Source organism: Amycolatopsis rhabdoformis (genome assembly GCF_035918295.1).
GTDB classification, from domain to species: Bacteria; Actinomycetota; Actinomycetes; order Mycobacteriales; family Pseudonocardiaceae; genus Amycolatopsis; species Amycolatopsis rhabdoformis.
Genome location: NZ_CP142149.1, coordinates 9,146,218 through 9,172,988 on the forward strand (window position 1 = coordinate 9,146,218; position 26,771 = coordinate 9,172,988).

Genomic DNA, 26,771 nt, shown 5'->3' on the forward strand with positions numbered 1-26,771 from the left:
CTGGGTTTCATGCACACTCGAGTCAAGGACATCGCACTGCTGCTCGGCCGCATCGGCGTGGCTGTGGTGTTCTTCGCCCACGGCCTGCAGAAGTGGGACAGCGGCGTCGGCGGGACCGCCGACTACTTCACCCAGGTCGGCGTGCCGCTGCCCACGATCGCCGCGGTGTTCGTGATCGTGCTCGAGGTCTTCGGGTCGATCTCCTTCGTCGCCGGCTTCCTGCTGCCGCTGATCGCCGTGGGCTACGTCGTGGACACGGCGGGCGCGCTGCTCTCGGTGCACGCGCCCAACGGCCTCACCGGCACCGGCGGTTACGAGCTCGTGCTGGTACTCGGCCTGGCCGCCCTCGCGCTCGGCTTCAACGGCGGCCGGCTCTCGCTCGACCACGTGCTGTTCTGGCGCAAGCGCGAGGCGCGGCAGGCCGAGCTCGCGTCGGTCTGAGCTACCGCCGAGTCGAGGGTCAGCCGAGGTCGGTGGTGGTGCGCTCGGCTTCGCGCTTGCGGTCGAGCTTCGCCGGGTCCGCGTGGCTGACCTGCACCAGGTGCGTGCTCGCGGCCAGTGGCACGAGGAAACCGTCGAGGACCCCTTCCGGGATGGTCCAGTCCAAGGTCGACAGCGCGCGGTCGGCGGCGGTGAGGCCCAGCTTCTCCGCCCGGCCGCGCGCCTCGCTGAGCACCTCGTCCACAGTGGACTCACCGAGGGCGGGCGTGTCACCGGAGATCGGCGACAGAGGCGTGAACTGGTCGCCCGACATCCGCGCCTCGGTGAGGTAGTCGAGGGCTCCGCCGGCCGGGGGAGTGGTGAGGCCGCGGCCCATCGGGTCGAGCGACACGACGGCGACGGCCGGCGCGTCCAGCGAAGCTTCCGGGCCGATGAACACCACGCGCGCGCCGGCGGCTTGGGGAACCACGCGGGCGCCGCACCACCAGGCGCCGAGCAGGATGCCGGCGGTCTGCCAGTGGGCCGGCAGCTGCACGGCGACGTCGTCACCGGGCTCCACGTCGAACTCGTCGACGAGCCAGTTGGCCGTCTTCGCGGCCCAGTTGAGCGTGGTCGCCACCGACAGCTCGACGCGGCTGCCGAGCTGGTCGTCGTAGTGCGTGATCAGCGGTTTCGCGGGCGAGGCCAGCAGCGGACGCAGCAGCTGTTCGGTGAGACTCATGCCGCCCAGGCTAGTCGGCCGCTCAGTCCACGCACGGCACGCCGGGCAGGCCCGACTGCAGCTGCAGCACCGGCGCACCCGCCGCCGCGCCACCGCCGCCGGTCGGCGCGCGCCCGACCAGGCCGGCCACGAACTTGCGCACCGCCGTCGGGTCGACCTCGACGATGCTCTGCCCGTCGGCGCTGCGGCCGTTGGCCGTGATCACCGGGATCGTGGCGAAGTTCAGGTCGCCCGAGGCCACGCCCTTCACCTGCTGCGCGAAGTCGAGCACGTCGAGGCCGTCGTCGAGCGTGATCGAGCGGTGCACGGCGTCCATGAGGTTGCCCACCGTCGACGGGCTGGTCAGCGTGCCCGCCGACAGCACCTGGTGCAGCGCGGACGACAGGAACGCCTGCTGGCGCACGATCCGGTCGAGGTCGCCGTGGGGCAGGTTCTTGCGCTGGCGCACGAACGACAGCGCCTCGCCGCCCGACACCTTCTGCACGCCGCGGCGGAAGTCCGCGCCCGAGTCCTTGTCCGACGTCGCGTGGTTCAGGCACACCTGCACACCGCCGAGCGCCTCGGTGAGCAGGTAGAAGCCGAGGAGGTTGATCTCGGCGTAGTGGTCCACGTGGATCTGCGTGAGGTCCTGCACGGTCTGGACCAGTACGCGCCGGCCCTCGCTGTCGGAGTCGCGCTCGATCTTCGCCTGGTCCCGCTCGCCCTTGGCGCGCTCGGCTTCGGCGAACTTGGCCTTCGCCACGCCGTAGGCCGAGTTGATCTTCGACTGGCCGCGGCCGGGGATGTCCACCCAGCTGTCGCGAGGGATCGAGACGCCCGACGGTTTGCTGCCGTCCTTCGGGAAGCGCAGCAGGATGATCGTGTCGGTGTTGATGCCCGCCTTTTCCTCGGTGCGCAGCGACTTCAGCATGCTCGCGGGCAGCGGGTTGCCCTGCGCGTCGGTGCGGGCGTCGCTGCCGACCAGCAGGATGTCGGTGGCGCCGTCGTCGGCGGGCGGGGCCGGCGGTTCCCCCGCGCGGGGGGTGAGGACGTCGGTGGTGGGGACGCTGCTCTGCAGCTGGTCCTTCGTCACGTACGCGTAGCCGGTGGCGCCCAGCGCCAGCACGGACACCAGCCCGAGCGCGATCCGCCGGGTGACCCGGCCGGCGCGGCCGGGACGGACACGCGGGGTTTTGACCGTGGGCTGCGGCAGGTCCAACCGGGGGTGGGGCGACGGCTTCCAGTCCGAAGACTCGACGGATTCGTCACTGTCCGTATCGGCAACGGGGGATTCGTCGGCCGTGGCCGGGTCGGCGGCAGGCTCGGCCGCCGGCTCCGTGCTCTCGGCCCGGTCCGGCTGGTCCTCGTTCTTGTCGTCGTGCTCGTCCACCCCAAGTACCTCCCCGTGCTCCAGCCTAGAGGCCGCCCCCGGCCGCCACGCTGAGTGCCCGACTCTAGTTGACGCAGGGCACTCCGCCGGCCGTGATCGGAGGAGCGGGTGGCACCGGCGGCGTGACGGGCGTACTGGGCTTGGTCGGGGCGCCGGCCGAGGTGGTGGGCGTGGCGCCGGACCCGGCGCCGGCCGAGCGGTGGTCCTTGCCGAGCAGCACGCGCACGTGCCCGGCCGCGACGTCCGAATCCGGCTCGGCCTCGATGCTGCCGCCCAGCGCCTGACGCACCAGGGCCAGCGCGGCGTCGTCGGCCGGGTTGTAGCGGATCACCGTGGTGGACCGGGTCGAGAGCTTCGTGTCACCGGTGAGCTTGAAACCCTTGCCCTGCAACAAGGTTTGGGTCTGCGTGGCGGCGTCGGAGCCGGTGCCGTCGAACAGCTCGACGGTCACGGCGCCGGCGCCCGGCAGCGTGGCGGGGGTCGAGGTGGGCGTGTCGGGTTTGCCGTCGGAAGTGAGGCGGTCGACCTCGGCCCGCACCTGGTCCGGGTCGACGCGCAGCACGTCGGCGCCGCCGATTACCGCGTTGCCCTGCGTGGGAATGGTGTGGAACTCGACGTTGCCGCCGGTGAGCCCGCGCATCTGCTCCGCGAACTCGCTGAGGTCCCAGCCGGCGGAGAGCACCACGGACTTCTTCACGGCGTCGACCAGCTGCGCGATCTTGACCGGGTTGGTGAGCACGTCGCCCGAGAGCACCTTGTTGGCCAGGCCCGAGAGGAACGCCTGCTGCCGCGCGATGCGGTCGAGGTCGCCGCCCGGCAGGCCGTAGCGCTGCCGCACGAACGCGAGCGCCTGCACGCCTTCGATCGACTGGCGGCCCGCCGGCAGGTCCACGCCGGACTTCTTCTCCTTCACCGGCGCCTTGAGGCACACGTCGACGCCGCCGATGGCCTTGGTGATCTCGTAGAAGCTCGCGAGGTTCACCTCGGCGTAGCGGTCGATCATGCCCGGCTTGCCGATGAACTTCTCCAGCGTGGCCACGAGGTTCTTGCGCCCGGCCACCTTCGACTTCTCGTCGACGTCCTTGAGGTCGGTGTCGCCCTGGTTCTGCAGCGTCTTGAAGGTGTCGTTGTAGGCGTACACATACGCGCTGTTGAGCTTGTGCTTGCCGAAGCCGCCGGTGATCTCCACGTAGGAATCGCGCGGGAAGGAGATCGCGATCGCGTGCTGCCCGTTCTGCGGGATGTGCACGAGGATCATCGTGTCGGTCTGCTTCTCCCCGTCGGCGATGCCGGCGTGGAGCATGTCGAGCACCTCGCGCGGCAGCGGGTTGCCCTGCGCGTCGGTGCGGCTGTCTTGGCCGACCAGGAGGATGTCGATGGCGCCGTCGAGCGGTTTGGCGTGCGCCTCGGGCTCGTCGAAGATCTGCGTGGTCGTGAACCCGGTCTGCGGGTCGCCGATGAACTGCCAGCCGTACCAGGTCAGCGCCAGGACCACGACCGAGAGGATCGACAGCACGACCTTGCCACCGCGGCGCAGCACGATCAGCGCGCCGCGGCCGTGCGGTGCCGGTACCCGCCGCGCCGGCAGCGGTGACCCAGGCCACTCGGTCACGCGTTCCTCCCCCACCCATGCCCCCTGGGCACCGGAGTGCCTCAGGCAGACTCTACCGAGTCTCGGGTGTGTCCTCCGTAGTCTGGTGGTCGGATTGCCCGGTCGGGCACAAGCAACGGGCACGAAGGGTGGAGAGAGATGCGGGTCCTGGTCACGGGCGGTGCGGGGTTCATCGGATCGCACTACGTCCGGCAGGTGGTTTCGGGTGCCTTCCCGACGCTGCGTGACGCCGAGGTCGTGGTGCTCGACAAGCTCACCTACGCCGGCAACGAGGCCAACCTCGCCCCGGTCGCCGACAGCACCCGCCTCGAGTTCGTGCGCGGCGACATCTGCGACGCCCCCCTGGTCTCCCGGCTGATGCGCGGTATCGACCTGGTGGTGCACTTCGCCGCCGAGTCGCATGTGGACCGTTCGATCCTCGGCTCGGCCGATTTCGTGCTCACCAACGTGCTCGGCACCCAGACCCTGTTGCAGGCTGCGCTGGAGGCGGGCGTCGGCAAGTTCGTGCACGTGTCCACCGACGAGGTCTACGGGTCCATCGCGGACGGTTCGTGGTCGGAAGACCACGTGCTGGAGCCGAATTCGCCGTACTCGGCGTCGAAGGCGTCCTCGGACCTCATCGCACGCTCGTTCTTCCGCACGCACGGGCTGCCCGTGTGCGTCACGCGGTGCTCGAACAACTACGGCCCGTACCAGTTCCCTGAAAAGGTCATCCCGCTCTTCGTCGCGAACCTGCTCGACGGTCTGAAAGTGCCCCTCTACGGCGACGGCCTGAACGTGCGTGACTGGCTGCACGTGGACGACCACTGCCACGGCATCCAGCTCGTGGCCGACGGCGGCCGGGCCGGCGAGATCTACAACATCGGTGGTGGCACCGAGCTCACGAACCGCGAGCTCACCGGCCGGCTGCTCGAGGCCGTGGGCGTGGGCTGGGAACGCGTGGAGGCCGTGGCGGACCGCAAGGGTCACGACCGGCGTTACAGCGTCGACATCACCAAGATCAGCTCCGAGCTCGGTTACGCTCCGCGGGTGTCCTTCGAGGACGGTCTGGCGGGTACGGTGCGCTGGTACGCCGACAACCGCGCGTGGTGGGAGCCGCTGAAGGGCCGCGCCGCGCTCGGCACGTCCTGACGTTTCGAAGTTTCCTGTGTGGAGGTAAGACGGTGCGGCTCGCTCTGCTCGTCCCCGGCGGTTCCGGCCAGCTCGGCCGCGACCTGGCAGCGCTCGCGGGTCCCGAGGTGGAGGTGGTCGCGCCGGCTTCGGCGGAGCTCGACGTCCGCGCCGTGGGCCAGGTGGTGGAGGCCGTCGACGCGCTGAAGTCCCGCGCCGCCGAGCTGGGTGCCGCGCCGGTCGTGGTGAACGCGTCCGCCTACACCGCTGTCGACGCCGCGGAGACCGACGAGCTGCGCGCGTTCGGCGTGAACGGCGACGGGCCGCGGGTGCTCGCCGCCGTGTGCTCGTCGCGGCGGGTGCCGCTGGTGCACGTGTCCACGGACTACGTGTTCCCCGGCGACGCTTCGCAGCCGTACGAGGTGACCGACGCGCTGGGCCCGAGGAGCGCGTACGGGCGCACGAAGGCGGCCGGCGAGGACGCGGTGCTCGGGTCGGGCGCTTCGGCCTGGATCGTGCGCACGAGCTGGGTCTACGGCAAGCACGGCGCCAACTTCGTGAAGACGATTCAGCGGCTGGCGGGGGAGCGCGACCAGCTGACCGTGGTGGACGACCAGCTCGGGTCGCCGACGTGGTCGGCCGACCTGGCCACCGGGCTCGTGGAGCTGGCCGGCCGGATCGCGGCCGGCGAGGGCCCGGCGTCGCGGGTGCTGCACTGCACCGGCGGCGGCGAGGTGACGTGGTGCGGGTTCGCGCGCGCGATCTTCGAGGAGATCGGCGCGGACCCCGAGCGGGTGCGGCCGTGTACCACGGAGGAGTTCCCGCGCCCGGCGCCGAGGCCGGCGTATTCGGTGCTGTCCAACGCCTCCTGGACCGACGCTGGGCTGACCCCGTTGCGGCCGTGGCGCGAAGCGCTGGCCGAGTACTTCCGGGACTGAGTTCTTCCCGCGCGGCTAGCGGTTCGCGGCGCGGCGGTAGGCCTCGACGGTGAGCGTGGCGGTGTTGCGCCAGGTGAAGCTCGCCGCGTGGGTGCGCCGCGCGGTGGAGGTGGCTGTGGCGTGCGGGTCTTCCACGGCTTGGCGCAACGCCGCGACCAGGCCGTCGACGTCGTCGTAGGGCACGAGCGTGGCGCACGGGCCCGCGACCTCGGCCAGCGCCGGAATGTCCGTGCACACCACGGGAACGTCGGACGCCATGGCTTCCAGCACGGGCAGGCCGAAACCTTCGTCGCGCGAAGGCAGCACCAGCGCGGCCGCGCCGGCCACCACGGTCCTCAGGTCCACATCGGACAGATACCCGGTCTGCCCCGAGCGCGGCAGCCGCGGGAACGGACCAGGACCGGCGAACACCAGCGGCGGCAGGTCGGGTGCGGCGGCGTGGGTGCGGGCGAGCCAGTCGAGGCCCTTGCGCGGCCCGGCGGCGCCGGCGAACAGCAGGTACTTCGGGGGCAGGCGCAGCTTCGCGCGCTGGCCGTCGTCCGGCGGTCGCGCGGTGAACCACGCCGGGTTCACGCCCAGGGGCGTCACCACGATCTTGTCGCGAGCGACGTCGAGGCGTTCGGCCACGGAATCGGCCACGGCGGCCGTGGGCGTGCAGATCACGTCGGCGCGGTGGGCGCCGCGGCGCACCAGCTCGGGCAGCGTGCGGTCCGACGGCGCGAGCTCCTCGGGCACGTCGAGGAACGCGAGATCGTGGATGGTCAGCACGCCGGCGGCGCGGAATCGGCCGGGCAGCACGAAGTTCGTGCCGTGGACCACGTCGGTGGGTCCGGCGAACAGCTCGACCGGCGGCAGTTCCGACCGCAGCCACGCGCGGCGCAACAGCCGCGCCGGCACCGGCATGCCCCGCGCCCGCGCGCCGTGCGGCAGCACCCCGCGCAGCTTTCGCCAGCCGCGCAAGGTGAACGCCACCGCGCGAGGGTCCACTTCGGACATCGAAGCGAGCTCTTCGCTCAACGCCGCGGTGTAGCGGCCGATGCCCGTGCGGGAACCGAGCAGCGGGGTGCCGTCGAGCAGCACGCGCAACGGACGGTCAGCCACGGCGCAACCGTTGCCGGGCGACCTTCACGACGCGGCCGCCGACGCGGCGGGCCAGCTCGCTCGGGCCGCCCTGCGAGAGGTACTCGCGGACGAGGTCGACGTCGCGGCGGACCAGCGCCGAGCCGCGGATCGGGGCGGTGGTGGTGAGGTCCGCGGTGCCGGGCAGCCGGTCGGCGGCCGGGCGCGGGTCGCGGCAGAACTCGACCAGCGGCTTCAACGCTTCCGGCCACGTGTAGCGGCGCGCCACCTCGGCGATCCGCTCGACGCAGCCGGCCGCGAACTCCTCGTCGTAGAGCGCCTTTTCGAGCGCCGCGGCCAGCGCCTCGGCGTCCTCGGCCGGCACCACGACCCCGAGCCGCTCCGCACGGACGAGGTCGGCGAACGCGTCGCCGTCGGTGGTGACGATCGGCAGGCCGGCCCACAGGTAGTCGAGCACCCGCGTGCGGAACGCGAAGGTGGTCTCCACGTGCTCGTAGTGCGTGGTCACGCCGCAGTCGGCGTCGAGCAGCCAGTTCTGCCGCTCGCCGTAGGGCACCCACTGCTCGTTGAAGAACACGTGTTTGTCCGTGAGGCCGAGCGAATCGGCCAGCCGGATCGTGCGGGCGCCGATGTCCATCTCGGCGACCTCGGGGTTCGGGTGCTTCATACCCAGGAACACGAGCCGCGCGTCGTCTCGGTTCCGGCGGAGCAGATCCACGGCGCGGATGAGCGTGAGCGGGTCGAACCAGCTGTACACGCCGCCGGCCCACAGCACCACGCGGTCGGACTCGCCGAGGCCCAGCGACGAGCGCAGGCCGGGGCCGGTGCGTACGGGCGCTTCGGGGGAGAGGCCGAACGGCACCACGGCCAGCAGCGACTGCGTGGTGGGGTCGGCGTCGTAGAGGCGCGGCGAGAGCCGGCCCAGCGCGGCGAGGTGGCCCAGCCAGAACAGGCGCTGCCGCTCGGAGGCGCACAGGAAGAAGTCGGCGCGTTCCAGCTGCGCGTCGAGCACCTTCGTGACGCCGGCGAGGTCGAGGGCGCGCTGGTCGTCGGGCACGCCCTTGCCCTGCTCCAGCAGCTCGAGGTGCATGGGGTCGTAGACGTCGGCGACCACGATCTTGTTCGCGTGCTGCTTCTTCAGCGTCGGCGCGAGTTCGAGCACGTGGCCCTGCAGGATGACCACGTCGGCCCACTCGACCGGTGTGTCGAGCTCGCGGAACTTGCCGGAGCTGATCCGGAACGCGGCGGGCGGCGGCGAGAGCAGCGGATTGGTGGTGATCAGGTGCACGTCGTGCTCGGCCGCGAGGGTGGACGCGATGTTCCACGCGCGGATCGCCGGGCCGGCCATGCGCTCGGTGATCGAGTCGCCGGTGAGCACGAGGATCTTGCGGCGCTGCCCGAAGGCCTGCTCGAGGCCGAACGCCTCGACGAGGATTTCGTGGGCGCGCAGGTAGTCGGGCAGCGGGTACGCGGGCTCCAATGCCTTGCGCAGCAAGGGAAGCAGGTCGGCGTCGGTGCGCACGCGTGCGGCCTGCTCCTCGGCGCGCGATTCGGCCAGCGACGGCATCAGCTCCACGAACCGGTCGATCGCCAGCACCCCGGCGAGCGTGGTGCGCGGCACCGCGACCCCGTCGGTCTCGACCGGGCCGACGCCCTTTTCGAGGTTGAGCTGCTCGGGGTCGAGGCCGCCGCGCGCGGTGGCGCGGCGCACGGCCAGCGCGAGTGCGGCGGGCAGCGCCTTGGCCAGCGACTCGTCGGAGAGGTTCTTGTAGAGCGCGGCGAGCGCGTTGCGCTCCAGCAGGAAGGTCTCGCGGCCGGTCTCCGGCGCGTCGACGGCGTTCATCGTGCCGTGGTGGCGGTGGTAGGCCAGCGATTCCGGCACGTAGCGCACGCGCCAGCCGCGCAGGTTCAGCCGCCAGCCGAGGTCCACGTCCTCGTAGAACATGAAGAATCGTTCGTCGAAGCCGCCGAGCTCCGCGAACACCGACGCGCGCACGAACATCGCCGAGCCGGTGCCGAAGAGCACGTCCTTGGCCATGTCGCGCTCGGTTTCGGGCACGTCGGCCAGCGGGCTGCCGGCGTGGCGCTTGTAGCCCATGCCGAACCAGGTCAGGCCGGCGTCGACGAAGTCGGTGCCCGTGCCTTCCCAGTCCACGACCTTGCTGGCCACCGCGGCGACGGTCGGCTGCGCCCGCAGCTCGGCCACGGCCGCCGAGACCCACGCGGGCGCGGGGCGGGCGTCGTTGTTGAGGAAGGCGAGCACGGTGCCCTTGGCGTGCTTCGCGCCGAGGTTGCAGCCGCCGGCGAAGCCGCTGTTCACCGGCGACTCGATCAGCGTCGCGCCCGGCACGGCGGCGCGGATGCGCTCGGCGTCGGTGCCCCCGGAGGCGTTGTCGACGCAGATCAGCTCGACGTTCTCGTAGTCCAGCTCGGCCGACAGCGCGCTCAGGCAGGTGATCGTGTCTTCGGCACCGCGGTAGTTCACCACGATCACCGAGACCAGCGGTTGCGGTTCCCCCAGCGCCAAAACGAGCTCCTGTCCGTGATGTCGGGCGTTGCCCAGCTTAAAGGCCCGCCCAGGCGTCCCAGATCGCGCCTCGATCGAGCACCGCGATCTTGGCGGTGCTCCTGCGATTCCGCAGCGTGGTGGGCAATTTTGCCGCGACTTCGGCGAGCACGCGAAGGCGGAGGCTCGTCCGGAAATTGGCGGCGGTGGGCCGGGTTTTCCGCAGCGGGAGCAGCGCCGTGATCACGGCGAACCGCAGGATCTCCTTGCCGGCGACGGCGGCCGGGGCGCACCGGATGAGCATGAGGAGACGGTTGCGTTCGTTCCATTGGTGGAATCGCACGGAGCCGGGGTCGGTGCTCGCGCCGTGGAGGTGGTGCACGCGGGCCTTCGGCGCGGCGGCGACGTGCCAGCCGGCCAGCCGCAGGCGCCACGCGGTGTCGGTGTCTTCGTAGTAGCAGAAGAAGCTCGCGGGGACGCCGCCGACGGCTTTGAGGGCCTCGGTGCGCAGCAGCGCGGCGCCGCCGCAGAAGCCGAAGACCTCGTCGGTGTCTTCGGTCAGGTCCTGCCCGTGGCCGTCGGCGGTGAGGCGGACACCGGTCGACTGCACGGTGCCGTCCGGCAGCTCCAGCCGGCTCGTGACCGCGGCGGCGAGCGGCTGGGCGTCGAGGGTGTCCTCGAGCTCGGCGAGCCAGGTGGGTTCGGGGGCGGCGTCGTCGTTGAGCCAGGCCGTGAGCGGGGTCTCGGTGTGCTTGAGCGCCTCGGCCATCGCACCGGCGTAACCGGTGTTGGTCTTGAGCCGGATGACCTGGGGTTTCGAGCGGTGGGCGCGGATTTTGGCGGCGGTACCGTCGTCGGAGGCGTTGTCGATCACGAGTGTCCGATGTGGACGGGTCTGGGCCGCGAGGGCGTCGAGGCAGGCCGTGATGTGGGCCGCGCCACGCCAGGTGACCACGACGACGGTGCTGCCGGGTTCCGCGCTGGTCACCTGGGTGAGAATAGCGGGGTGCCCGAACTGGTAGTGCTCGCCGAGCAGCTGCTCGCCCCCGTCCCGGGTGGTACGGGCCGGTACACCGCCGAACTGCTGCCCGCGCTGGCGCGCACCGCGCCGCCGGGCTGGACGGTGTCGAGCGTGGTCGCCCGCCACGCCGAGGTGTCAGCCGCGGTCGTCGACGGCGTGGAGGGGCCCCGGGTGCTGCCGGTGCCGCCGCGCGCCCTGGTCGCCCTGTGGCAGCTCGGCATCCCCTGGTGGCCGGGCGGCGACGCGGTCCACGCGCCCACGCCGTTCGCGCCGCCACGCCCGCCGGCCGGCCGCACCCTCACCGTGACCGTGCACGACACCGTGCCGTGGACACACCCGGAGACGCTGACGGCTCGCGGCGTGAGCTGGCACCGGTCGATGATCGCGCGGGCCGCCCGCCGGGCCTCCACGCTGATCGTGCCCACCCGCGCGGTGGCCGACGAGCTCGCGGTGCTGGTGGACGTGACGGCGCCGGTGCGCGTGGTGCCCCACGGCGTCACGGTGCCCTCGGGCGAGGCGGTGCTGGATCTGCCGTCGAAGTACGTGCTGGCGGTGGGCACGATCGAGCCGCGCAAGGGCATCGACGTGCTGGTGGACGCGGTTGCCTCGGTGGGCGACGTTTCGCTGGTGCTGGCGGGACAGCCCGGCTGGGGCGACGTGGATCCGATGCAGCTCGCCGCGTCGCGCGGCCTCACGGACGTGCACGTGCTGGGCAAGGTCACGGACGCGGAACTGGCCACCGCACTGCGGGGCGCGAGCGTGCTGGCGGTGCCGAGCCTCGCGGAGGGCTTCGGCCTGCCGCTGCTGGAGGCGATGGCTTCGGGGGTGCCCGTGGTGCACACCGACGTGCCGGCGCTGGTGGAGGTCGCGGGCGGCGCGGGGATCGTGGTGCCGCGCGGTGACTCGGTGGCGTTGGCGGCGGGGCTGCGGGAGGTGCTGGGGTCGGCCGAGCGGGCGGCGGAGCTGGTGAGCCGAGGTCGGGCGCGGGCGCGGGAGTTCACGTGGCGGGCGGCGGCGGAGGCTGTGTGGGCGGCGCATCGGAAGCGGTCGTGACGACGGCTGAACTGGTCTTGGGTGAAGGTGTCGGCCCGTCGCTGGGGTGTCCGAGCGGGTCTCGGGGCTGGTGACTCGAGGTCGGGTTCGGGAGTTCAGCTGGCGGGCCGCGGCGAAGCCGTGTGGGCCGCGCATCGCGAACGGTCGTGACCACGGTGGTCGAATCGGTGTTGGGCGAAGGTGTCCGCCCGCCGCTGGGGTGTCCGAGCCGGTCTCAGGGCTGGTGACCCGGCCCGGGGTCGGCCTGGGCGCGGGAGTTCAGCTGGCGGGCGGCGGCGGAAGCCGTGTGGGCGGCGCATCGCCAACGTTCTTGACCACGGTTGAACTGGTCTTGAGCGAAGGTGTCCGCCCGTGGCGGCGGAAGCTGTGTGGGCCGGGCGCCGTAAACGGTCGTGACCACGGCTGAACTTTTCGTGGTCGACGGTGCCCGCCGCTCGGGGGTTGGCGCGGCCTCCGGGTTGGACGTCGGGACTCGTGCTCCTGGCACCAGCCGTGGTGATCACCCGATCGGTTCAGATCCACGCCATCGGGGAGCCCGTGGCGACGCCTGGTCACGGCCATCGGGGCAGCTCACCGGAGGTGTGAACCGTGCGTGTGGCGGGTCACGCACCGTCAGTTGGTCGGTTCCTCACCTGCGCGCAGGGTGATCGCCGTACTCTGCTCACGTGACCGGTGATCCCCGTGTGCTGATCGACGCGACCGCGGTGCCCGCGGACCGGGGTGGCGTCGGCCGGTACGTGGATTCGCTCGTGGCGGCGCTGGACCAGGACGGCGCGCGGCTCACGGTCGTGTGCCAGCCCCGCGACCTTTCGCTGTACGACCGGCTCGCCCCCAGTGCGCGCGTGGTGCCCGCGTCGCCCGCGACGTCCACCCGCACGGCCCGGCTGACCTGGGAACAAGCCACGTTGCCGCGGCTCGTGCGCCGGCTGTCCGCCGACGTCGTCCACTCGCCGCACTACACGATGCCGCTGGCGAGCGGCGCCGCTTCGGTCGTGACGCTGCACGACGCGACGTTCTTCACCGACCCTGTGCTGCACTCGTCGGTGAAGGCCCGGTTCTTCCGCGCTTGGACCGTGGCCGCCCTGCGCCGCGCGACGCTGTGCGTCGTCCCGAGCCAGGCGACGGCGCTGGAGCTGGGCCGCGTGACGCCCGTGCGGCACGCGGAACTGGAAATCATCCACCACGGCGTGGACACGGAACGGTTTCACCCACCGTCCCCCGAGGAGATCGCCGCGGCCCGCGCGGCCGTCGGCATCGGGCGGACGCCGTACATCGCTTTCCTCGGTGCGCTGGAGCCTCGCAAGAACGTGCCCGCGTTGATCCGCGGCTACGCCCGCGCCATGTCGGGCGTGCGCGACGCGCCGGCTCTGGTGCTCGCCGGCCAACCGGGCTGGGACACCCAAGTCGAGCGCGCACTGGATGCCGTGCCGCACCGGCTGCGGGTGATCCGCGCGGGTTATCTGCCGTTCGGCACTCTGGCGGGTTTCCTCGGCGGGGCTTCGCTCGTCGCCTACCCGTCCCTGGGCGAGGGCTTCGGCCTGCCCGTGCTCGAAGCGATGGCCTGCGGCGCCGCCGTCCTCACCACCCGCCGCCTCTCCCTCCCCGAAGTCGGCGGCGACGCGGTCGCCTACTGCGGCGTCGGCGCGGGCGACGTGGCCGCCGCGATCGACGAACTCCTGGCCGACCCCTCCCGCCGCGCCTTCCTCTCGGCCGCCGCCCAGCAACGCGCCAAGGAATTCTCCTGGGCGACCACGGCGGAACGGCACCGGGAGGCTTATGCGAAGGCTTGGGATCGGCACCGCCGGTCGCATTGAGCGGTACTGGATTGCGCTATAGTTGATCATGCGAGGTCCCTGTGGGACCGAGAAGAGAGCCTGTGATGCGTCCGGACGGTCGTCTCACAGGCTTTTCGCCTTTTCAGAACCGAGCGTGGTCCTCGATTAGCCTCTCGATCCGGTGTGTCCGGTCTCCGCCTGCGCCGAAGCACGAGGCAACGGCATCGGATACCCAGAGCAAGGGTTCGAGCGTCGAGCCCAGGTGTTCGTCGGTCAGCTCAGTTTTGTCGGGTGGGATCCCCGGGTTCGCCGCATCGCCAGGCGGTCGTGACCGTCTCGCTCATTCCGGCTGTCCAGTACGAGCCGGTGCGCGCGGTTCGAGGAAGTCTTCAACGATGCTTCGCCGGAATTCCTGCCGCATGAACTTTTCGGTCTTGGGCGTGCACATCGCGGCGAACATCCGCACCGGGACCGACATCCGGTCATTCTGGCCGCCCACCCATCACCCTCGGTGACGGGGTCGATCCATGCCCGTAGCCGTGCGTGAGCGGGGGACAATGGCGCGCGTGACTGAGCAGCGTGCCTACGGTGAGAGCCTCGCCGTCGTGACCGTGACCTACTTTCCCGGCGAGATGCTCGAGAAGTTCCTCGACACGTTGGAGAAGGCGACCGACCGTGAGGTGCGGGTGGTGGTCGCGGACAACGCGTCCACGGATGGTGGGCCGGAGCAGGCCGCGGAGCGTGAGAATGTCACGTTGGTGAGCATCGGGGAGAACGTCGGCTACGGCACGGCGGCCAACCGCGGGGTGGCGGCGCTCGACGACAGCTACGGGTGGGTCGTGGTGGTGAACCCGGATCTGGAGTGGGAGCCCGGGTCGCTGGACGCGCTCCTCGAGGTCACCGAGCGGTGGCCGCGCGGGGGTGCGTTCGGGCCGCTGATCCACGACCTCGACGGGACCGTGTACCCGTCCGCGCGGCTGCTCCCGTCGTTCGGGCGGGGGATCGGGCACGCGGTGTTCGCGAAGGTGTGGCCGGGCAACCCGTGGACGCGCCAGTACCGCCAGGAAAACGCCACGCCGCAGGAGCGCACGTCGGAGTGGTTGAGTGGCTCGTGCCAGCTGTTCCGGCGCGAGGCGTTCGACTCGGTGGGCGGTTTCGACACGCGCTACTTCATGTACTTCGAAGACGTCGACCTCGGTGATCGCCTCGCGAAGGCGGGCTGGCTGAACGTGTACGCGCCCTCGTCGAGCGTGATGCACATCGGCGGGGTGTCGACGGCGCGCGTGTCGAAGAAGATGCTGCGCGCGCACCACGCCAGCGCCTACCGCTACCTCGCCGACCGGCACCCGGGCGTGTTGTGGAAGCCCGTGCTGGCGGCGGTGAAGCTCGGGCTGGCCGTGCGCGTGAAGCTCGAAGGCGCCTGACCAGCCCGGCCACCGAAGATCACAGCCCGTCGAGCCGCCGCGAAAGGTTCGACCGGCCGCTGTTCTGCTGGATCGTGGGCACCAGCCCGGTGAGCTCTTCCTCGTCCGGCTCGCGCAGCGGGCTCGGCACGGGCGCGGCCTGCGGACGCGGCACCAGCGGCGTGGTCACCTGCACGGCGGGCACCTCGAGCGGCGTGGTCGTGGACGGCCTCGCCAGCGGGTGCTCGTCGTTCTCCTCGATCAACGACGCCGGCAGCTGCGTGGTCGTGTCGGGATCCTGCTGGTCGAGTTCCGTGACCACGGCTCTCGCGATTTGCTGCGTGTTGGAGGCGTCCATCGGCGATGTCATGTTGTCCGGCGTCACCACAAAGGCTCCGCGGGACCGTGCGCGTGCGAGCAGGGCGTCCGCGCGATCGCGGGGGTCCATCCCCTCGGCCTCCCGACTGACCCGGGGCCTCTGGGGAAAGGCCCACCTGTTTCCTGTCTAGGGTAGGCCCTCGGGGGCGCAGTCGTCAGCGTTTCCCACGGCTTGTCGCTCAGCGGTGCGTGATACAAGAGGAGTTTTCTGTGACGTCCGAGCTCGAGGTCGACGCCGTCGTGCTGGTCGGGGGCAAGGGCACCCGGCTGCGGCCGCTCACCCTGTCCGCGCCGAAGCCGATGCTGCCGACGGCCGGCACCCCCTACTTGAGTCACCTGTTCTCGCGAATTCGCGCGGCCGGGATCCGCCACGTCGTGCTCGGCACGTCGTACCGCGCGGAAGTTTTCGAGGAGTACTTCGGCGACGGCTCGGCCCACGGCCTCGAGATCGAGTACGTGGTGGAGGACGAACCGCTCGACACCGGCGGCGCCATCCGCAACGTGTACGACAAGCTGCGCGCCGACCACGCCATCATCTTCAACGGCGACATCCTCTCCGGCGCCGACCTGCGCCACCAGCTCCAGACCCATGTGGACTCCGGCGCCGACGTCACCCTGCACCTGCAGCGCGTGCCCGACCCGAGCCGCTTCGGTTCCGTGCCCACCGACGCCGACGGCCGCGTGCAGGCCTTCCTCGAGAAGACGCCCAACCCGCCGACGGACCAGATCAACGCCGGCTGCTACGTCTTCAAGCGCTCGGTGGTCGAGACCATCCCCACGGGCCGGCGCGTGTCGGTGGAGCGCGAGACGTTCCCCGGCCTCCTCGAAGCCGGCGCGCACCTGCACGGTTTCGTCGACTCTTCCTACTGGCTCGACGTCGGCACGCCCGAGGCGTTCGTGCGCGGCAGCGCCGACCTCGTGCTCGGCATCGCGCCCACCTCGGCGCTGGCGGGCCCGACCGGCGAATCGCTCGTGCTGGACGGTGCCGCCGTGGCGTCGTCCGCGGTGCTCTCCGGCGGCACGACGGTGGGTGCGAAGTCCGTGATCGGCGAAGGCGCGCAGGTCGACGGTTCGGTCGTGTTCGACGAAGCCGTGGTCGAGGCCGGGGCCATTGTGGAGCGGTCCGTGCTGGGCCGCGGCGCGGTCGTGGGCGCGGGAACCGTGCTGCGCGGCGTGGTGGTCGGCGACGGCGCTTCGGTCGGCGCCGGCTGCGAACTCCTCGACGGCGCCCGCGTGTGGCCCGGCATCACCCTGCCCGACGGCGGCATCAGGTTCTCGGCCGACGCATGATCGAGTGGCGACCGACGTTCCCGCTGGACCTGGCCGCGGTGCTGGGCCCGCTCAGCCGTGGACGCGGTTCGCTGAACTTCCGCCACGAGCGCGGCGTGTGGTGGCTGGCTGCCAACACGCCCTCCGGTGAAGGCACGCTGGCCCTGCTGCGCCGCCCCGACGGCGTGATCGAGGCCGACGCGTGGGGCCCCGGCGCCGAGTTCCTCCTCGACGGCGTGCCCGCGCTGCTCGGCGCCGAAGACGACGACACCGGCTTCGTCGCGCACCACCCCGTGGTCGCCCGCGCCCGCCACGACGCCCCCGGCCTGCGCCTCGGCTCCACGCGGCGCGTGTGGGACTCGCTCGTGCTCGCGGTGCTGGAGCAGAAGGTGACGGGCAAGGAAGCGATCCGGTCGTGGGCTGAGCTGTGCCGCTGGTTCGGCACCCCCTCGCCCGGCCCGGGTCCGCGCGGCCTGCGCGTGCCACCGACGCCCGTCGCGATCCGGTCCATCGTGGACTGGAACTGGCACCGCATCGGCGTGGACCTGAAACGCCGCACCGCCCTGATCAACGCCGCCCGCGTGGCCCCACGCCTGGAAGAAGCCGTGGCCCTGCGCGGCGCCGACGGCCGCGCCCTGCTGCGCAAGGTCTCGGGCATCGGCGTGTGGACCGCGGCGGAAATCGCCCAACGCGCCTGGGGCGACCCGGACGCGGTGAGCTTCGGCGACTACAACATCCCCAACATGGTCGGCCACACGCTCCTCGGTCGCCGCATCGACGACGCGGCCATGGCGGAGCTGCTCGCGCCTTACGCGCCGCACCGCCAGCGGGCGATCCGGTACCTGGAGCTCGGCGGGGCCCGGGCACCGAGGTACGGGCCGCGGATCGAGCTGCGGGATTACCGCGCGATGTGACTCACTGCGGTAGCGACGGCCCTCGGCTCGAGCTGTGGTGCCACCGCGCAAGGTGATTTGCTGCGGTGGCTGCGGCCGCCTTCGGCTTGAGCTGTGGTACTTCCGCGCCAGGTGATTTGCTGCGGTGGCTGCGGCCGCCTTCGGCTTGAGCTGTGGTGCTACCGCGCCAGGTGACTTGCTGCGGTGGCTGCGGCCGCCTTCGGGTCGAGCTGTGGTGCTACCGCGCCAGATGACTCACTGCGGTGGCTGCTGTTGCTGCCAGCTCGGGTACTGCTGCGGCTGTGATTGGTTCGGCTGCTGCTGTCCGGGCTGCTGCGGCGCCGGGTACGGCTGCCAGCTCTGCGCGGCCTGCTGGCTCGGCTGCGCCTGCTGCTGCGTGGGATATGCCTGCTGCGGGTACGGTCCTGGCTGTTGCCCGGGGTATCCCGGTTGCTGCGGGTACTGCCCCGGCTGCATCGGCTGCTGCTGCGGAAACTGCGGCGGCGGGTACTGCGGACCGGGCTGCTGCTTGGGCTTCCTTCCGACGGTGAACTTCAGTACGAGGATGACCACCAGCAAGATCACCAGTACCGCTGGGAGCACTTGGTACAACACAGTGGTTGACCCTCCTGTCAGTTTCCGAATCCGGGCGGCGGTTGATCCGGCGGGTACTGGCCGGACGCCGGCGGCTGTTGTCCCTGACCCGGCTGTTGTCCTGGCTGCGGCCCGGACTGCCGGCCCTGCGGCGCGTTCGGCTGTTGTCCCGGCGGCTGCTGCCCCGGGTAACCGCTATACGGTTGCCCAGGTGGATAACCCGGCTGTTGCGGATATCCCGGCGGCTGCATTCCCTGCCACGACGGCGGAAACGGCGCCTGCCGACGCCGTTTCGCCGACTTCACGGCCAGCACGATCACCACGACGGCGCCCGCGATCATCAAGAGCAGCAGCAAGATGATCAGCTGCCATGGCTGGATGAAGTTCATCGGCGGTTCCCCTCTCCCCGGTCCTACCGTACCGAGACCCACCGACAAAAGCGCGTCAGCGCAGCGCGGCGGAAACGATCGCCAGGGCTTCGTCGGCCGACAACCCCAGCTGCCGCGTCACTGACGCGTACTCCGCGGCCGCCGCCAGCGCCCGCGAGCGCGACTCATCTCCTGAGGCCCCCACAAAACTCCCGGCCCGCCCGCGCGTCTCGATCAGCCCGGCTTCCTCCAGCTCCCGGTAAGCCCGCGCCACGGTATTGGGCGCGACGCCCAGATCCGAAGCCAACGCCCGCACCGTCGGGAGTTTGGCGCCCACCGCGAGGGAGCCGTCGTTGATCTGCGCGGCGATCGACGAGCGCACCTGCTCGAAGGGTGGCACGGACGAGGCGCTGTCGTAGCTGACGGTCAACGCGAACTCCCCACTACCGCCGGCGCTTCCTGCGCAGGCTCACGATCACACCCACCACCACGGCGACGATCGCCACCGCGAACCCGATCGCGACCACCCACCCGCTGACGAATCCGCCGTCGCCGGTGTGGATGTGCGGGTTGGCCGGCACCAGAGGCATGCCCGCAGCTTAACGGGATGAAACGGCCGCGTTCACGAGTTCCGCGAGATCTTCCGAGCCGGCGGGCAGCGCGTCGACCGGCCACCAGCGCAGGTCGTCGGACTCGTCGCTGCGCACGGGGGTCGCGCCGGGCGGGGCCTGGACCAGGTAGCGCACGTCGAAGTGGCGCGTCGGCACGCCGAGGGAGCAGGTGATCGGGTGCACGTCGAGGTGCACGGGCGTGGCGCCGATCGTCAGGTCCGCCATGCCGGATTCCTCCGTGGCCTCACGCAGCGCGGCGGAGGCGACCGTGGTGTCCGACGGCTCGCAGTGCCCGCCGAGCTGCAGCCAGCGGCCGACGCGCGGGTGCAGCGTGAGCAGCACCTGCGTGCCCGTGGAGTCGAGGACCACGGCCGACGCCGTGAGGTGGCCGGCGGCGCACGAGCGTTGCATGGTGTCCGAGCGCGAAGCCAGGAACCCGAGGAACGCCTGGCGCAACGACTCCTGTGCGGGCACGGCCGGCGTCCACCCCGACAGCACCGACACGGCGTCCGAATGCAGCGTCACAGTTCGACGAGCCCTTCTCCCGGTTCGCCGAGCGAACGCGTGGCCGGCGTTTCGAGCGGGTGCCCGATCGCGACGGCGCCCAGTGGTTCCCAGCGGGTGTCGAGGCCGAGCGTGGAGCGCACGAGGTCGGCCGCGAAGATCGTGGATCCGATCCAGCACGAGCCGAGGTCCTCGGCGGCCAGCGCCACCAGCAGTCCCTGCACCGCGGCGCCGGCGGCGACCGTGAACATCGTGTGCTCGCAGTCGTTGCGACGCTCGTCGCGATAGGTGTGGGCGCCCTCGGCGACGAGGAACGGGATCACGACCTCCGGCGCGCGGTAGAGAATGTCCCCGCGGGACAGGCGTTTCTCGATCTGCGCGGGCGTGAAGTCGTCGCCGCCGAGGTCGGCGCGCCACGATTCGCGCATGGCGTCGAGCAGCTTCGTGCGCAGCCCGGTGTCGCGCAGCCACACGAACCGCACCGGGTGCGTGTGGTGCGGAGCGGGCGCGGTGAGCGCGGCGGCCACCGACCGCCGCAGCACCGCGGGATCCACCGGTGCGTCGGAAAACGCGCGCACGGAACGCCGGTGCGGCACGGCTTCCCGCCGGCCCAATGCGATGGCTTCGTTGGTGCCCAAGCGAAAGAGGTCTTCGTCGCCGGGCCGGACCAGGTCACGCGCCGTGGAGCTGTCGTCGGTGAGCTGCAGGCCGCGCACGACCGCCACCGGCAGCCCGCCGAGCTTGCCCTTCACCAGGTCCGCGGCGGCGGCCAGCTCGTCGGCCACGGCGATCTCGGTCACCGCGAGCTCGTTGCCCTGCGAATCAACCTGTCCCGCGTAGCCGTGCAACACGCGCAGGCCCGAGGCGCCGATCGCCGCGTCGGTCTGGCCCACGCGCCACGCGCGGCCCATGGTGTCGGTGACGACCACCGCGACCTCGACCCCGAGCCGCTCCCGCAAGCCACCGCGCAGCGCGTGCGCCGACGCGTCCGGGTCGGCGGGCAGCAGCGCCACCTCGTCGCCTTGCACGTTCGACGCGTCGATCCCCGAAGCCGCCTGCACGATCCCCAGCGGGTTCTCGGTGATCACCGTGCGCGCGATGCGCGCGACGACCCGCACCGTCTCCTGGTCGATCAGCTCGCGCCGCGCCGCGTCGCGGGCCTCGGGGTCGCTCGGCACGCGCACGAGCCGCCCCTCGACCTTCGAGAACACCTTGCTCGTGACCACCACCACGTCGCCGGAGCGCAGCCACGGCGCCGCCGCCACGAGGGCACCGGTGAGGTCGTCACAGGGCCGGAACTCCGGCAGCCCGGTCACGGGCAGGATCTCGACCTTCGCCGAAGCGTGGTCGCTGAACTCGGGCTTGCTGGACTCAGGCAAGGGAAACTCCCGCAACATCGAACGCCGCCCGCACCATCGCGGCAGTGGCGTCCACATCGGACATCAGCAGCGGCACCGCGCGCACGGAAACCCCGGGCACCGTCACGTCGTGGTCTTCCTCGGCGACCAGCCAGCCGTCGAGCACCCCGCCCTCGGAGCGCGCGCCGTAGTGCCGGCCCACGGCCTCGGCGGAGGTCTCCACGCCGATCGCGGTGAGACACGCGTCGGCCATGCCGCGCAGTGCCTTGCCGCCGATGATCGGCGAGATCCCCACGACCTTCGCCTTCGACTTGCGCAGCGCCTCGCGCACGCCCGGCACCCCGAGCGTCGTCCCGACACTCACCACCGGGTTCGACGGCGCGAACAGCACCAGGTCGGCCTCGGCCAGCGCTTCGAGCACTCCCGGCCCGGGCTTGGCCTCGTCGGCGCCCACGGACACGATCGAGTGCGCCGGCCGGTCGGCCCGGTAGCGCACCCACCACTCCTGGAAGTGGATCGCCTTCTGCTGCTCCGGCTGGTCGGGGTCGTCGATCACCACGTGGGTCTCCACGCGGTCGTCCGACATCGGCAGCAGCCGCACGCCCGGGCGCCAGCGGTCGCACAGCGCCTCGGTCACGGCCGAGAGCGGATAACCCGCGCGCAGCATCCGCGAGCGGATCAGGTGCGTCGCGATGTCCTTGTCACCCAGGCCGAACCACGTCGGCTCGGCGCCGTACGCGGCGAGCTCCTCCTTGACGACCCAGGTCTCACCCGCGTGGCCCCACCCGCGTTCGGTGTCGATGCCACCGCCGAGGGTGTACATGCAGGTGTCGAGGTCGGGGCAGATGCGCAGGCCGTGCATCCACACGTCGTCGCCGGTGTTCACCAGCGCCGTGACCTCGTGGGGGACGGGGTCTCCGCCTCGCCGATCGCGGGCATCCCGAGTGCGGTCTTCACGCCGAGCAGGAAGCGCGCGCCCCCGACTCCACCGACCAAAACGACGATCTTCACGACTGCGGATCCTCGCACGCGCGGGCACCCGGGCCCCAGTAGCGGTACCTGTGGTGCTCCGTACAGCCGAGCGCGGAATACAGCTTCAACGCTCCCTCGTTGCCCACCGCCACCTGCAGCACCCACCTCTCCGCACCGTTCGCGCGACCCCAGCCGGCCAGCGCGGACATCAGCGCCGACGCCAGCCCGCGCCGGCGGAACTCCGGCCGCACGGCGAGCCGCGACACGTGCAGCCACCCGTCCACGATCGCACCGCGCACGGCCCCGGCGGTCGTTCCATCCACATCGACCACGCCGTACCCCACTTTGCCCGTGCTCAGCACGTGGCGTTCGGCCGCGCCCGGCGCCGGGCTGTCGGCCGCCAGTTCCCACCACGCGGGAGTGGGCTCGTCGAGCACCTCGGCTTCGGTGGCGACCGAGGCCGGCAGCGGCCCGACGAGCACGGCCACCTGGTAGCCGGCGGCGTGGTCGGTCCACTCGCGCCAGCCGGCGGCGGCCACCTCGCGTTCGGTGTCACTGTCCTGGATCACCTGCGCAACAGGTGGGATTCCGCGATCGTGGGCGAAGTCACAGAGAGCCGCCAACGCGGTGGCCACGGTGCGTCCGGGGTCGCCGACGGCGAGTGCGCTGTTGGCGCGCCCGGTGAAGCCGTCGGCCCAGCGCAGCCGCCAGTCGCCCAGCGGTTCGTCGACCACCGGCGGCCAGGCCCGCGCACACACGATTTCGAGCATTTCCGAGTCGTTCACGGTTAGATTGTGGCGGAGGCGGCAACGCGGCCGCGGCCTCATTTCCGCAGGGAGAACCGATGAGCTACGCGCGCAGGGACGACCGGCACAACGACGACCTCGTCGACGAGATCGCCGACGGCTTCGAACGCACGCTCAAGGAAAAGCGCGAGGACAGCGAGGGGAACGCCAAGCCGGCGGGCCCGGGCTTCGTGATCACAGGCGACGCGCGCAACACCCCGAAGCCCCGTCGCCGGGACCGCTGAGCGGGACATTCGGGGTCATACCAGGGGTATGGCTAAGGGTTGCCTAAGCAGGACCTGCGGTGCGGCAAGCGCGTAATGTCCGCAGGGGACTGGCTCTAGAGAAAAGCAGGAGTGCGCAGTGACCTACGTGATCGCCGAGCCCTGCGTCGACGTGCTCGACAAGGCGTGTATCGACGAGTGCCCCGTGGACTGCATCTACGAGGGCGAGCGGATGCTGTACATCCACCCCGACGAGTGCGTCGACTGCGGCGCCTGCGAACCGGTCTGCCCGGTCGAGGCCATCTACTACGAGGACGACGTCCCCGACAACTGGTCCGACTACACCAAGGCCAACGTCGACTTCTTCGACACGCTCGGCTCGCCCGGCGGTGCCTCCAAGGTCGGCAAGACCAGCCACGATCCCGCCTTCATCAAGGCGCTTGCCCCGCAGGGCGAATGACGGCCCGCCCCCTGCCCGACTTCCCCTGGGATTCGCTCGCCGAGGTCAAGGCCCGCGCGCAGGCGCATCCCGGTGGGATCGTCGACCTCTCCGTCGGCACACCCGTGGACCCGGTTCCGGCCGGGATCCGCGACGCGCTGGCCTCGGTCTCCGAGATCCCGGGCTACCCGGCCACCCACGGCACCCCCGCGCTGCGGGCCGCCGCCGTGGAGGCGCTGGGCCGGCGCTACGGCGCCACGGACGTCGAGCCTGACGCGGTGCTGCCGACCATCGGGTCGAAGGAAGCCGTGGCCTGGCTGCCGCGGCTGCTCGGCCTGGGCCAGGGCGACCTGGTGGTGATCCCCGAGCTGGCGTACCCCACGTATGAGGTGGGTGCGCTGATGGCGGGTGCCGACGTGGTGCGCGCCGACGGGCTCACGCAGCTCGGGCCGCAGCGCCCGGCGCTGCTCTGGCTCAATTCGCCGTCGAACCCGACCGGCAAGGTGCTCGGGGTCGAGCATCTGCGCAAGGTCGTGGAGTGGGCGCGCGAGCGCGACGTGATCGTGGCGTCGGACGAGTGCTACCTCTCCCTCGGCTGGGACGCCGAGCCGGTGTCGGTGCTGCACCCGTCCGTCCACGGTGGACGGCTCGACGGACTGCTGGCGGTGCACTCGCTGTCGAAGTCGGCGAACCTCGCGAGCTACCGCGCGGGCTTCATCGCCGGTGACCCGAAGCTGGTCAAGCAGCTGCTGGAGATCCGCAAGCACGCCGGCATGATCGTGCCGCGACCGGTGCAGGAGGCCATGGTGGCCGGCCTGACCGACGACGAGGCCGTGGCCGCGCAGCGCGAGCGGTACCTGCGCCGCCGGCTCGTGCTGCGGAAAGCGTTGCAGGACAACGGGTTCGAGATCTCGCACTCCGAGGCCGGGCTGTACCTGTGGTCCACGCGCGGGGAGCCGGCGCTGGACACGGTCGCGTGGCTGGCCGAGCGCGGCATCCTCGTGGCGCCGGGCACGTTCTACGGCCCGTCCGGTCGTAACCACGTGCGCGTGGCACTGACCGCGACCGACGAGCGCATCGAAGCCGCCGCGGAGCGGTTGAACTCCTGAGTTTCTGATCGACTGTCAAAGAGCCGGTGCCCCCATCGTCGAGGCACCGGCTCTTTCGCGCTTCAGCCTTCGATCGTGCGCACGTAGCCGTCAGGACGGATCACCACGCGGCGGCCGGCCGCGGCTTCGTACGCCGCGTACGCGTGGCCGCCGGCGTCCACCAGATCCGCGCTCGACGCGATCGAACCGGCCGGCAGCACGCGGTAACCCGGGAAGTCCGCGCGCACCGGGCCGTCGCCGAACACCAGCTCGGTGGCGTGCGGGCCGCGGAAGAGGTCGAACAAGCGCACCGGCTTGCCGTTCGCGTCGATCAGCGGCGCGTCGGGGGCGCGGTCGCCGGGCCGCAGCTCGCCGGCCGACGCGGGCGAGAGCGGGCCACCGCGGTAGCCGACGTCGAGCTGCTTGGTGTCGTCGCCGCGGCGGTGGGCGTCTTCGTCGCCGTCGGCGTACTTCTCCATGATGGCCGTGGAAACGCCGAGCACGCGCGCGGCGACAGCACGGCGTTCGGGCTCGTAGGAGTCGAGCAGCTCGGGTGAGCCGTCGGCCAGCTTCCAGCCGAGGTTGTAGCCGTCCTGCACGCCGGTGTTGAGGCCCTGGCCGCCGGTCGGCGGGTGCACGTGGGCGGCGTCGCCCGCGAGGAACACGCGGCCCTGGCGGAACGCGGCGGCGAGGCGCACGTTGGGGCGCCACACGGTGGACCACGCGAGGTCGTGCAGCCGGATCGTGCCACCGGTCACGGAGTCGACGCGGGCCTGCAGCGCGGGCAGGCTGGCCGAAGCGTCGTCCTCGTCGAGCGGCGCGCCGAACTGGAAGTGGGGGGTGCCGGCGAGCGGGGTGAAGATCACGCCGCTCATCGGGTTCTCCTTGGCCGCGAACCAGTACGCCGCCTCGTGGGAGAGGCCTTCGGCCTGCACGTCGCCCAGCAGCATGCGGATCGACTCGTCGGTGGTGCCCTCGAACTCGATGCCCAAGCTCTTGCGCACGAAGCTCTTGCCGCCGTCGGCGCCCACCAGGTACTGGGCGCGCACGGTCTCGCCGGTCGCGAGCTCGGCGGTCACGCCGGTGTCGTCCTGGGTGAACCCGACCAGACCCGCGCCGAGCTCCACGCGCACGCCGAACTCCGCGAGCCGGTCGCGCAGGATGCCCTCGGTCTGCGACTGCCCGAGGAACCAGACGTTCGGGTACGGCACGGCGGGCGTCGGCTCGAGCCGGTCGGAGATCCAGCGCTCCTGCACGAACTCGCCGCCGAGGTAGACCTTCATCGGGTACTGCGGAGACCCCGCGGCCAGCACCGCGTCGAGCACGCCGAGGTCTTCGAAGACCTCCAGGGTGCGGGGCTGCAGGCCGTCGCCGCGCGAGCCGGTGAAGAACGCGTCGGCCTTGTCGACCAGCCGCACGGCGACGTCGCGCCGGGCCAGCTCGATGGCCAGCGTCAACCCGGTCGGGCCCGCTCCCGCGATGAGAACCGTGGTGTCCATTTCCCCTCCAGTGAATTAGTATTCAGTGAATCTGGATTCAGCATGAACGCTGCTAGCGTTCCTGTCAAGGGAGGTGGGCATGACGGCGACGAGCCGCAAGGAGAAGGCCGCCGAGACGGAGAGCGCGCTGAAGGAGGCCGCCAAGCGCGTGTTCGCGCGCAAGGGCTACCTGAACACGAAGATCACCGACATCACGGCGGAAGCCGGGCGCGCGGCGGGCTCCTTCTACAACCACTTCGCCAGCAAGGAAGAGCTGCTGGAAGCGCTGCTGGGCGACCTAGCCGCGGCCGGTGACGAGGAAGCCCTCTCCGAAGGCCACCTCAGCGACTTCAGCGATCCCGCGGCCGTGCGCTGGCACGTGAGCCAGTACTGGCACTTCTACCGCGCCAACGCACCCACCATGCTGGCCCTGCGCCAGGCCGCGATGGTGAACGACGACTTCGCCCGCACGATCGCGACCTTCAGCACGAGCCAGGCCGCCGACCTCGACGGCCACCTGGCCCACGTCACGGCCGCCGGCTACCGGCTGCCCGCGTCGACGCAGCTGAGCATCGCGCTGATGTACCAGCTCCTCGACAGCGCGGCGCAGAGCTGGCTCACCGCCCCGCCGGGCACGACCCCGCCGACCGACGACGAGGTGATCGAAGCGTTGACCCGCTTCGTGTACCGGGGGTTCACGGGCCGGGACTACTGAGCTCCGGTCGAGGTTCCTCGGCAGTGCCGCGCGGCGGGCGCCGCAAGCCGCTCGTTGCGCTGGGGT

The 26,771-nt window shown here is 71.5% G+C and carries 28 protein-coding genes and 1 pseudogene; 12 read left to right on the top strand and 17 right to left on the bottom strand.

From position 1 onward, the window contains the following. The first annotated feature begins 9 nt into the window (after positions 1-9). Complete coding sequence (locus VSH64_RS42585) at positions 10-441, top strand: DoxX family protein (RefSeq protein ID WP_326568387.1); 432 nt, start codon at positions 10-12, stop codon at positions 439-441. A 19-nt stretch (positions 442-460) separates the two neighbouring features. Here VSH64_RS42585 and VSH64_RS42590 read toward each other — a convergent pair whose 3' ends face one another. The 3 genes from VSH64_RS42590 to VSH64_RS42600 all read right to left on the bottom strand — a co-directional run bounded on the left by VSH64_RS42590 (position 461) and on the right by VSH64_RS42600 (position 4,143). After that, positions 461-1,162 carry a TIGR03089 family protein gene (locus tag VSH64_RS42590; protein WP_326568388.1) on the bottom strand — a complete coding sequence of 234 codons (702 nt, stop codon included), beginning with the start codon at positions 1,160-1,162 and terminating at the stop codon, positions 461-463. Positions 1,163-1,184: 22 nt separating this feature from the next. Further along, positions 1,185-2,531, bottom strand: a complete 1,347-nt coding sequence (locus VSH64_RS42595) for an LCP family protein (protein WP_407655602.1) — start codon at positions 2,529-2,531, stop codon at positions 1,185-1,187. Positions 2,532-2,595: 64 nt separating this feature from the next. Next, on the bottom strand, positions 2,596-4,143 hold the full coding sequence (locus VSH64_RS42600; RefSeq protein WP_326568389.1) for an LCP family protein: 1,548 nt from the start codon (positions 4,141-4,143) through the stop codon (positions 2,596-2,598). Between the two features lie 138 nt (positions 4,144-4,281). On the opposite strand from VSH64_RS42600, the gene rfbB reads away from it, so the two are divergent. Together rfbB and rfbD are read left to right on the top strand one after the other, a co-directional pair. Further along, a complete protein-coding gene (rfbB, locus tag VSH64_RS42605) occupies positions 4,282-5,274 on the top strand; it encodes a dTDP-glucose 4,6-dehydratase (protein ID WP_326568390.1) in 993 nt (330 codons plus the stop codon). A 32-nt stretch (positions 5,275-5,306) separates the two neighbouring features. Then, a complete protein-coding gene (rfbD, locus tag VSH64_RS42610; RefSeq protein WP_326568391.1) occupies positions 5,307-6,191 on the top strand; it encodes a dTDP-4-dehydrorhamnose reductase in 885 nt (294 codons plus the stop codon). A gap of 15 nt (positions 6,192-6,206) precedes the next feature. Here rfbD and VSH64_RS42615 read toward each other — a convergent pair whose 3' ends face one another. The 3 genes from VSH64_RS42615 to VSH64_RS42625 are packed head-to-tail and all read right to left on the bottom strand — an operon-like array spanning position 6,207 to position 10,765. Next, on the bottom strand, positions 6,207-7,292 hold the full coding sequence (locus VSH64_RS42615; protein ID WP_326568392.1) for a glycosyltransferase family 4 protein: 1,086 nt from the start codon (positions 7,290-7,292) through the stop codon (positions 6,207-6,209). Continuing rightward, positions 7,285-9,798 carry a glycosyltransferase gene (locus tag VSH64_RS42620; protein ID WP_326568393.1) on the bottom strand — a complete coding sequence of 838 codons (2,514 nt, stop codon included), beginning with the start codon at positions 9,796-9,798 and terminating at the stop codon, positions 7,285-7,287. Before VSH64_RS42620 ends, VSH64_RS42615 begins: the two co-directional genes overlap by 8 nt. A gap of 37 nt (positions 9,799-9,835) precedes the next feature. After that, positions 9,836-10,765, bottom strand: a complete 930-nt coding sequence (locus VSH64_RS42625) for a glycosyltransferase family 2 protein (protein ID WP_326568394.1) — start codon at positions 10,763-10,765, stop codon at positions 9,836-9,838. 18 nt (positions 10,766-10,783) lie between these two features. Between VSH64_RS42625 and VSH64_RS42630 the strand changes: the two genes are divergently transcribed. Both VSH64_RS42630 and VSH64_RS42635 read left to right on the top strand, forming a co-directional pair. Next, positions 10,784-11,851: a glycosyltransferase family 4 protein gene (locus VSH64_RS42630; protein ID WP_326568395.1), complete on the top strand. Its 1,068-nt coding sequence runs from the start codon at positions 10,784-10,786 to the stop codon at positions 11,849-11,851. A 683-nt stretch (positions 11,852-12,534) separates the two neighbouring features. Continuing rightward, on the top strand, positions 12,535-13,665 hold the full coding sequence (locus VSH64_RS42635) for a glycosyltransferase family 4 protein (protein WP_326838195.1): 1,131 nt from the start codon (positions 12,535-12,537) through the stop codon (positions 13,663-13,665). Between the two features lie 301 nt (positions 13,666-13,966). Here VSH64_RS42635 and VSH64_RS42640 read toward each other — a convergent pair whose 3' ends face one another. Next, positions 13,967-14,125 carry a hypothetical protein gene (locus tag VSH64_RS42640; protein ID WP_326568396.1) on the bottom strand — a complete coding sequence of 53 codons (159 nt, stop codon included), beginning with the start codon at positions 14,123-14,125 and terminating at the stop codon, positions 13,967-13,969. A gap of 58 nt (positions 14,126-14,183) precedes the next feature. Between VSH64_RS42640 and VSH64_RS42645 the strand changes: the two genes are divergently transcribed. After that, positions 14,184-15,050, top strand: a complete 867-nt coding sequence (locus VSH64_RS42645) for a glycosyltransferase family 2 protein (RefSeq protein ID WP_407655603.1) — start codon at positions 14,184-14,186, stop codon at positions 15,048-15,050. Positions 15,051-15,069: 19 nt separating this feature from the next. Here VSH64_RS42645 and VSH64_RS42650 read toward each other — a convergent pair whose 3' ends face one another. Beyond that, on the bottom strand, positions 15,070-15,477 hold the full coding sequence (locus tag VSH64_RS42650) for a hypothetical protein (protein ID WP_326568398.1): 408 nt from the start codon (positions 15,475-15,477) through the stop codon (positions 15,070-15,072). Positions 15,478-15,617: 140 nt separating this feature from the next. Here VSH64_RS42650 and manB point away from each other — a divergent pair, with 140 nt between their 5' ends. Both manB and VSH64_RS42660 read left to right on the top strand, forming a co-directional pair. Then, complete coding sequence (manB, locus tag VSH64_RS42655) at positions 15,618-16,697, top strand: mannose-1-phosphate guanylyltransferase (protein WP_326568399.1); 1,080 nt, start codon at positions 15,618-15,620, stop codon at positions 16,695-16,697. Next, the gene (locus VSH64_RS42660) at positions 16,697-17,590 is read left to right on the top strand and encodes a DNA-3-methyladenine glycosylase family protein (protein ID WP_326838196.1); all 894 of its coding nucleotides are present in this window, start codon (positions 16,697-16,699) and stop codon (positions 17,588-17,590) included. Before manB ends, VSH64_RS42660 begins: the two co-directional genes overlap by 1 nt. Positions 17,591-17,824: 234 nt before the next feature. On the opposite strand, the gene VSH64_RS42665 is transcribed toward VSH64_RS42660, so the two are convergent. The 8 genes and pseudogenes from VSH64_RS42665 to VSH64_RS42700 all read right to left on the bottom strand — a co-directional run bounded on the left by VSH64_RS42665 (position 17,825) and on the right by VSH64_RS42700 (position 22,761). After that, entirely contained in the window at positions 17,825-18,172 is a 348-nt protein-coding gene (locus VSH64_RS42665) for a hypothetical protein (protein WP_326568400.1), read from the bottom strand. 29 nt (positions 18,173-18,201) lie between these two features. Next, a complete protein-coding gene (locus tag VSH64_RS42670) occupies positions 18,202-18,552 on the bottom strand; it encodes a hypothetical protein (RefSeq protein ID WP_326568401.1) in 351 nt (116 codons plus the stop codon). A 55-nt stretch (positions 18,553-18,607) separates the two neighbouring features. Next, positions 18,608-18,961: a GntR family transcriptional regulator gene (locus tag VSH64_RS42675; protein ID WP_326568402.1), complete on the bottom strand. Its 354-nt coding sequence runs from the start codon at positions 18,959-18,961 to the stop codon at positions 18,608-18,610. 13 nt (positions 18,962-18,974) lie between these two features. After that, a complete protein-coding gene (locus VSH64_RS42680; RefSeq protein WP_326568403.1) occupies positions 18,975-19,121 on the bottom strand; it encodes a hypothetical protein in 147 nt (48 codons plus the stop codon). A gap of 9 nt (positions 19,122-19,130) precedes the next feature. Next, complete coding sequence (locus VSH64_RS42685) at positions 19,131-19,667, bottom strand: NUDIX hydrolase (RefSeq protein WP_326568404.1); 537 nt, start codon at positions 19,665-19,667, stop codon at positions 19,131-19,133. Further along, positions 19,664-21,043: a coenzyme F420-0:L-glutamate ligase gene (locus VSH64_RS42690; protein WP_326568405.1), complete on the bottom strand. Its 1,380-nt coding sequence runs from the start codon at positions 21,041-21,043 to the stop codon at positions 19,664-19,666. The genes VSH64_RS42685 and VSH64_RS42690 overlap by 4 nt, the downstream gene beginning before the upstream one ends. Continuing rightward, positions 21,018-22,015: pseudogene (gene cofD, locus VSH64_RS42695) on the bottom strand (2-phospho-L-lactate transferase). Before cofD ends, VSH64_RS42690 begins: the two are co-directional and overlap by 26 nt. Then, entirely contained in the window at positions 22,012-22,761 is a 750-nt protein-coding gene (locus VSH64_RS42700) for a GNAT family N-acetyltransferase (protein WP_326568406.1), read from the bottom strand. The pseudogene cofD and the gene VSH64_RS42700 overlap by 4 nt, the downstream one beginning before the upstream one ends. A 59-nt stretch (positions 22,762-22,820) precedes the next feature. On the opposite strand from VSH64_RS42700, the gene VSH64_RS42705 reads away from it, so the two are divergent. The 3 genes from VSH64_RS42705 (at position 22,821) to dapC (ending at position 24,533) form a co-directional block, all read left to right on the top strand. Then, positions 22,821-23,006: a hypothetical protein gene (locus VSH64_RS42705; RefSeq protein ID WP_326568407.1), complete on the top strand. Its 186-nt coding sequence runs from the start codon at positions 22,821-22,823 to the stop codon at positions 23,004-23,006. A gap of 118 nt (positions 23,007-23,124) precedes the next feature. Next, a complete protein-coding gene (gene fdxA / locus VSH64_RS42710) occupies positions 23,125-23,445 on the top strand; it encodes a ferredoxin (RefSeq protein ID WP_326568408.1) in 321 nt (106 codons plus the stop codon). Continuing rightward, positions 23,442-24,533: a succinyldiaminopimelate transaminase gene (gene dapC / locus VSH64_RS42715; protein WP_326568409.1), complete on the top strand. Its 1,092-nt coding sequence runs from the start codon at positions 23,442-23,444 to the stop codon at positions 24,531-24,533. The genes fdxA and dapC overlap by 4 nt, the downstream gene beginning before the upstream one ends. A gap of 62 nt (positions 24,534-24,595) precedes the next feature. Here the strand turns inward: dapC and VSH64_RS42720 are convergent, their stop codons facing one another. Continuing rightward, entirely contained in the window at positions 24,596-26,011 is a 1,416-nt protein-coding gene (locus VSH64_RS42720) for an FAD-dependent monooxygenase (protein ID WP_326568410.1), read from the bottom strand. A 79-nt stretch (positions 26,012-26,090) separates the two neighbouring features. Here VSH64_RS42720 and VSH64_RS42725 point away from each other — a divergent pair, with 79 nt between their 5' ends. Beyond that, positions 26,091-26,705, top strand: coding sequence for a TetR/AcrR family transcriptional regulator (locus tag VSH64_RS42725; protein ID WP_326568411.1), 615 nt, complete (start codon positions 26,091-26,093; stop codon positions 26,703-26,705). Positions 26,706-26,771: the final 66 nt, after the last annotated feature.